Source organism: Thermocladium sp. ECH_B (genome assembly GCA_001516585.1).
GTDB lineage: Archaea > Thermoproteota > Thermoprotei > Thermoproteales > Thermocladiaceae > Thermocladium.
Map to the genome: position 1 here is coordinate 1 of LOBW01000088.1, position 6,919 is coordinate 6,919.

Sequence of the window (6,919 nt, forward strand, 5' to 3'; positions counted from 1 at the left end):
GCATCTCCAGGGTTTAACGAGTCAACACGTATCACGGCATCCATAGGCTTATCAAGGACCACTTTACCTAAACCACCGAGGAGTGAACGCCAAGCCACGTACGTGGCTAACGTCGACTTGCCAATCCCCCTAGGACCAACAAGCACAACCCTATCATCCTTAACCAACCTGTTGAGAGCGCCCTCAGCAACCTCACGGAACCTACTGGCATCGACAAGGTCAGTCACTAGCTCGTTTTTAGCGGTGCCCAGCTGAGTCTTAATCCTTGGGACACCATCCTTAACTGTGAAATTGCCGTAGAGTAAACCATCCTCAACCCCATCAATGAAGAAGACCTTTGCATCAACCAGTAACCCCTCCACCTCAGCCTTAACCTTGTTTAACTCCTCCTCAATCCTCTTTAGCGCCTCCTCAATCATCCTCCTAACCTCATCCTCAGTCACGGATTTGCCTGCAACTGTCTTCACGAAGCCCTTGAAAGTGTCAACGTCCCAACCCCACTTGCTGGCAACATCCTCAACAACACCCCTAAGCCCCTCATCATCAATGTATCTACTCGCCTCCCTAGCCGAATTAACAATGTCCTTAATACACTCAACAGCCTCATTCTTAACAACACCCCACCTCACCAGTAACTGCTTAAGTGACTTACCGGCTAGCGCCTCAATGCCAGCACTGACAATCCTCACAAATACACCACCACCGAGGAGTGCATCAGTAACTGCACCAATGACCCCACGAGCAGCATCAGGCGCCGTACCCCTCAAATCAAGCAACCCACCCAAGCAAAGACCATTGGGGCTAAGCCTTTGAATGACCCTCTTAGCCTCCTCTAAATCCACAGTGGAGTCCCGTTGACCAGGCACTAAACCACTAATACTCCCTGGTACTTTAAAGGTATAGCGGGCTAATGTACTTATCATAACCTACACCTCCAGCAACCCCAATACGACACACTAACCACAAGCAATCAACCTGCCTAGTTGGGCCACCTCATAAACCAGTGCTTTGCCGACTGGTTTACTGTCAATGAGGCCCTTAGCCCTTAGTTTGGCTAGTATTCTCTCGATGGCTGGTAGGGATATTGGCTCATTAAATTTTGATGCATAACCCTTCACTATCTCTTTTGCTAGGCTGTAGCCACTGCAGATAAAGCCTTAGGACCCTAAACTCAACTAGGCTCAAGTCGATGAGCCTAGGCACGATTGGCCAGTTAACTGGCTCACCCTTATCATCCAGCATGACGAAGACCCTATCAACGCTAACATTAACAAAACCACCAACAGTAGCCAGTGTCATTGCTAGGAAGCTCAGTATTGTTGTGACCCACCTGTCACCAGCAATACCAATGGTAAAACTACACGGTGCGCAATCCTCGATAAACGACCTTAAGTCAATCACAGCATCAATTAGGCTTGCCCTGGGATTAATGACGAATGACTCAACCTTGACCTCTAAGTCCTGGTAAACCTGCCTCACAAACCCCTCCAAGGCATTCAAGGCATCGCCACTAAGCCCAGTGAGGATTATTACATCACCATCATTAACCTCAGTATTGATTAAGGCCAACCTCGCAGGGGCAATGTTCAAACTAGCACCAATCACAATGCACCTCTTCTCCATGAATGGAGCAGTATTACCAAGCACTTTTTAAGTATAGCAATGTTAATGTTTAAAACACCCTTAATCATACACAGCATACCCTAGGTGCATGTTTTAGGTGCCATTACTTGAATCTCTTATGCCTTAGGCTTCAGTGGTGCTTGGTTAGGATGCGGAATTCCTAGGCGGTGTATGTTGGGTTAATTATTGCTGTGAGTGGATTGTACGTTGTATTCTTATATATGGTATTCATGGCTGGCATAAGTGCATTCGCAACGGGGCTTGTTTTAGGCATCGCCCTTGGTATTGGCCTAAGCGATGGTTGAGCCTGCACCCGGCCGTTAGTTTTAGTAATGTTGCTATGGCTACATCTAAGATTGTGGCCTAAATAACATTGAGGAATGCAATGTGAATAGGGAAGTGCAGTAACTACTTAACCCTCAATTTATCCTCAATCCCCTCCTGTGAGTATAAACCAACGGTTCTGTTAAATTGGTTGCAATTCGCATGCTCATAAATCCTGTGATTTATGGTAATTGTATATTTATTTACCCTGGTTGTGAATCCATGTAATGCTTGCCGCCGAGTTTGTTGGGTTGGGTGTTCCGAAGGATTACGGGGAGGATTATGAGGGGTTGAGGCTTGTCTTTGAAATTAGGTTGCACAATCCTGCTCAATACGTGGCTTACGTATTAGGTATTGATGGCAGTGTTTTTACTGGTAGTAGGCAAAGCCCGAGGATGTATTACCTAGGCCAGGCTAGATCCTTGATGCTTGTTCAAATACCTCCTAAGGAATATACTGCAACGAGAATTTACCTGGACCTAAGGCATGATGACATTGAATTCATTGAGAAATTAAGGGCTGGTGAAAATCCGCGATTCACAGTAAAACTCTCTACACAGTTCATAGCATGCGTACCGCAACAGTCACTTACCCCATCTCAAAACTACATACCCATAGGACCTTGCGCACAAACATTATCATCATTAGCACCACAACCACAACAACTATACCTAATAAGGTGCTATATACCTCTAATGGATCCAAGAAGCAATGGCTCAATTATTGAGACTGACCGCGACACGTGGCTTGACGTGCTATCCAAACTAGGCTTCAAGCATGTCAGGGTTATCGAGGTTCCGGCAATAACCGGTGTGGCGAATGAACATGCTAAGGCGGCTATTGAGCACCTTGATAGGGCGTGGGTTCTTATGAGTGCGAATTATGAGGAGGCTTTGAATGCCGCCAGAAAGGCGTTGGAGGAGTTGAAGAGCTACGCCAAGGATTTGGGTTTCGTCGATGTAAAGGGGGAGATTGACTTCGCAAAGGTATACGGTGCCAGCCCTGATAGTGACTTAGTCAGAGGGATGGATAATATATTCCGTGGGCTTTGGGCATTAACCAATGTTGGGTCTCATGCTGGTAGGTCTAGGCTCATTAAGAGGGCTGATGTGGAGTTCGTGATAACCACGATATACATGCTTATGAAGAGCATGCAGGAAAACATGAAGAGCCAACAACCATGAAACCCGGCAATATCAATACTGCGAAACCTAAGGGATCGAGTAAGTTAAGTGATGTGAAGTACGTAATTAAGCACCCACTCGTTTACAGTGGGGCGTTTGTACTCGTCACAATAGTCCCTTTATGGCTCAGGATCATCCCTTACACGGTAGCCGGCCCAATACTCGGCACCGGACTCTCAATACTCACAACAGGCCTATACAGCGCCACGAATTACCTCTCATCAACCACAACCCTCAGTCACGAGCTTGATGTTGAGTGTTGGGGTGATGATTGCCGTAGTGGTCGCATATCCGCGCTTGTTGAGAATAGGGGTAGGGTTGTTGTTAGGGATGCTAAGGGTATTGCGAGTATAGCCGTGGTTAGGGGGAGCAACCGCGAGCAAAGCCTGAAGGGTCTCCTAGTAAAGGATGCATGCAAAGATAGAAGTATGCTTGTTAATGAAGCTAACCCGCATGTTATTGGTGAGGCACTGGCCTGGGGCTTGCCCGAGACCATGTATTGGTCGACCTTTAAGACGGATAATCAAGTGGTAAATGCGAATTATGCGCACATAACCTCGATAAGCCCGGGCCAGAGGAGTAGGCTATTGATTTTCGATTACGAGTATAGGTGGAGCGATACATACGTGATTAAGGTGTACAGCGAATACGGAGGACTCGGCCCAGACGATCCAGTGAAAAGAACCTACAGGGCATGCCTACTGCTCGACGACAGCACCAAGTATGAATTCGAAATCACGATTCACGGCGAGGGTTTGAGGGAGCCTCTTGGGTTCAAAATGTCCGTCGTTAAGGATAAGCTCGATGCCTTAGTTAGGTCCGACGAGATTGCGAGATTAGGCGGTGAGGACGTGGTTATGGACGTGCTTAAGGAGTTCAAGGAGGATGGTGATGAGGGTTTCATTGATCGTTATTGGTGCATCCGTACCAAGATCCTTGGGGTTAAGAGCCTCGATGAGTATAAGAGTGTTGCTAAAGAGCTAGAGAGCTTGTGGAACGAGATCAGGAATAAGCTTGGTTCTAGGGCGCCGTACTTTGGCATTGTGACCGGCATCCTAAACAGCTACCTAGTTTATCTAGCGACAATAAATGAACAGAAGAGGGTATCGGAACTATTCGAGGAGAATAAGGAAACCCTTGAACAGGAAATAGAGAGCAACGTATTAACCAAGCTCATGCTGAGGTTGTTCAAGATTGAGGAAATTAAGATTGAAACGAAGGAATTAATCGAGATTCTCGAAAAACGTAGAATATACGTCCCTATCCCTAGTGATTACAGCTATATTCATATTGATAAGTATTATGCGCCGGCTGTAAAGTTCTTATTCGGCGTATATAAGAGTAAGGATGAAGCCTTAAATGAGTGTAACGAGAATAATCTTTGTAAAAGAATTGTTGAGGCTGCGTCCGGCGATATTGAGGCTTTGAATGAGTTAAAGAGCGATAAAGACCGTCAAAGTAGTGAGAATAAAGAACTAGGGCAACTCTTAAGTAATTTAAAGGCGAAAAGTCTCATCCTAACTTACCTACCAAGCACGCCATATGCCAGGTTTGCATTGATGATTTACGGGTTGATTGAGGATGATGCCGAATCTGTTAGGGCTTTAGCGTGTGTTGGGTGGAAGCAGTTACCGAATCAAATAGGGGATTTATTCCGTGAAGTATATGATACATACAGCAGTAATTGTAACATTGATAATGAGCAGCTCAGGTTGGCGATACTCAAGCTCTACCACAGGCTCGTTTAAGCTATGGGATTGGCTTAAATACTCCAGTGGGTATTGCATATTGATGAGGAGGGTTGTGCAGGATTTGAAGGCATGGTGCGAATCCTGGTGTTGCCTCATGAGGTTTATATGTGGTAAAAGCGCTATGGGTGCGAGGATATTATTGACGTCAGCCTGCGTAGGATTAGTCATAACGGTGTTTGTAAGTTTTAAGGTAAGTAATTATTACGTGGTGTTTATTACGTTCGGAATCCTGATCATTATTTTCATCATCGCGTTTTTCACAGTGTTCATTACGGGTTTTAAGAGCTTGACCGACATACTGCCTATGCTCGTTAAGGAGCTCGATGGCAAGATATCATTTGAAAGAGCTGAGGTACCTCAGTACTCCCAGTGCCTAACAAAGCATTTCAGTGGTAAGGCTATCGAGGTGTTGGATAGGCTTTATTCGCGGTCTCTCATAATCACCTTAATAGTAATGTATTTTTTGATAATAATGAGTGGCGGCTTGGCACTGTGGCTAATAATGGGTCCAAGTCCATCACTCAATGAATTAATGCATGCAATATCATCATTCATTAAGGAGGTATCGACTGCACTTGGGACTTCTGTGGATGTTGCCTTGGGTATCCTCGGCGTGGTGATCACGGTGATTTTCTCTCTCGGTTCCTTTCTCATTAGTAGGGATGCGATCAATGCCGAAGTTCTACGTGTAGTTCATGGTGTTAGGTTTCACTCATTGACGTGGTTCTCCATTGCAATAACCCTAATTATAGTATCGATAATACTCCCGCCAACAATCTCCATAGTGTTTATCGCACCGATAACTCTTGCAATCACAATAAGTCTCATGATTTACCTAACACTGATAACAACAGTAATTGAATACATGCAACTATTGAGGGGCAATCAAGGAGGGGACCAAGGGGGTCAGGACCCATGAGGGTTAGGGCTTCGAGGACTTACTTATTACAATGTATCCAGCCAGTGACCCCAGCAGTGGCGCGATTACTAGTCCATCTATTGGCCCGTAGACGCCAATCGTTACGGAGATCATGCATGCCACCGGCTTTAGCCGAGGTATTGACCAAAGAGATAGTGCGGTGGTTATGTCGATAATCAGGCTACCAATAACGATTGAGGCATAAAGCGTGAATAAGAGCACCCATTCGCCGCCTACCCTACACCCCTTCTCATAGGCGTAAACCAACGGCGTTACTGAGCCGATAATATTCAGAGCCACTTAATAAGGTTTCGACCTTAATCCTTAAATTATTGTTTTTGCCCCTTTCAGTGGGTGTTGATGCGTCTCGTGAGGAGGCGTTTGCTGATCGGGAACGTAGGGCCTTACTGTACGGTTCCTTAATCATGGTCATTACTGGCATAATTGCAATTGCGGTGCCCCTCTATTGGCTTACGAGAGCCGCGCCGCAGTACCTCTACGTGGTGTTTGGGCCTATTGCTGGTTCGGCACTCGCATTGTTGGCGAATGGTACATATGGCCTAGTTAGATACTGGGCATCTGCATTGCGGCTAATTATTGAGGTTCCTAAAGAGGACATGGTTAGGAAGCCCATATTTACTACGTTTAATCCACCGCTATTATGTACATGCCTAACCCAGCAAACCCAACAGCAAATGCTTACTCAGGAAATCGGCTACCTGGGACTTAGGGTCAGGAATCTTGGGCCTGGGGTTGCTTATGATTGTGTATTTAAGGTTAGGTTTGTTAAGTGGCCTAACTGCCCTGTCAACTGTCACGCGCCGAGTGATGAATATGTGGATTGGCAAGACGTCTTATGGGCTGGTTGGGTAAAGGGTGTGACGATTAGGCCAAACGATGTTAGGTACGTGAACATAATCATGATGCCCCTCCAAAGCGGTAAGGCATGCTTCTCAATCAAACAGTGGCCCTGCGCCAAACCAGTGTGGGCCAATAATTGCTTGGATTGCTAAGCGTGACGTCTTCATGCTTGGGTACACGGCTAGGCTTCAGGATGGTTTAGTGCCTGGTGAATACAGGATTGATGCCCAGGTCACATGCAGGAATGGGCAGACAAG

General features: G+C 46.1%; 6 protein-coding genes and 1 pseudogene. 4 read left to right on the plus strand and 3 right to left on the minus strand.

The features are described 5' to 3' along the window. Positions 1 to 866: pseudogene (locus tag AT710_08705) on the minus strand. Between the two features lie 226 nt (positions 867 to 1,092). Beyond that, the gene (locus AT710_08710) at positions 1,093 to 1,647 is read right to left on the minus strand and encodes a hypothetical protein (GenBank protein ID KUO90584.1); all 555 of its coding nucleotides are present in this window, start codon (positions 1,645 to 1,647) and stop codon (positions 1,093 to 1,095) included. A gap of 527 nt (positions 1,648 to 2,174) precedes the next feature. Here AT710_08710 and AT710_08715 point away from each other — a divergent pair. The 3 genes from AT710_08715 to AT710_08725 are packed head-to-tail and all read left to right on the plus strand — an operon-like array spanning position 2,175 to position 5,801. Continuing rightward, on the plus strand, positions 2,175 to 3,131 hold the full coding sequence (locus AT710_08715; GenBank protein KUO90585.1) for a hypothetical protein: 957 nt from the start codon (positions 2,175 to 2,177) through the stop codon (positions 3,129 to 3,131). Then, entirely contained in the window at positions 3,128 to 4,879 is a 1,752-nt protein-coding gene (locus tag AT710_08720; GenBank protein KUO90586.1) for a hypothetical protein, read from the plus strand. Before AT710_08715 ends, AT710_08720 begins: the two co-directional genes overlap by 4 nt. A gap of 43 nt (positions 4,880 to 4,922) precedes the next feature. Then, entirely contained in the window at positions 4,923 to 5,801 is an 879-nt protein-coding gene (locus AT710_08725) for a hypothetical protein (protein ID KUO90587.1), read from the plus strand. Positions 5,802 to 5,804: 3 nt separating this feature from the next. Here AT710_08725 and AT710_08730 read toward each other — a convergent pair whose 3' ends face one another. Then, on the minus strand, positions 5,805 to 6,101 hold the full coding sequence (locus AT710_08730) for a hypothetical protein (GenBank protein KUO90588.1): 297 nt from the start codon (positions 6,099 to 6,101) through the stop codon (positions 5,805 to 5,807). Between the two features lie 50 nt (positions 6,102 to 6,151). Here AT710_08730 and AT710_08735 point away from each other — a divergent pair, with 50 nt between their 5' ends. Next, positions 6,152 to 6,814 (plus strand): hypothetical protein, encoded by a 663-nt coding sequence (locus AT710_08735; GenBank protein ID KUO90589.1) that lies wholly within the window; start codon positions 6,152 to 6,154, stop codon positions 6,812 to 6,814. The last annotated feature ends 105 nt before the right edge of the window (positions 6,815 to 6,919 follow it).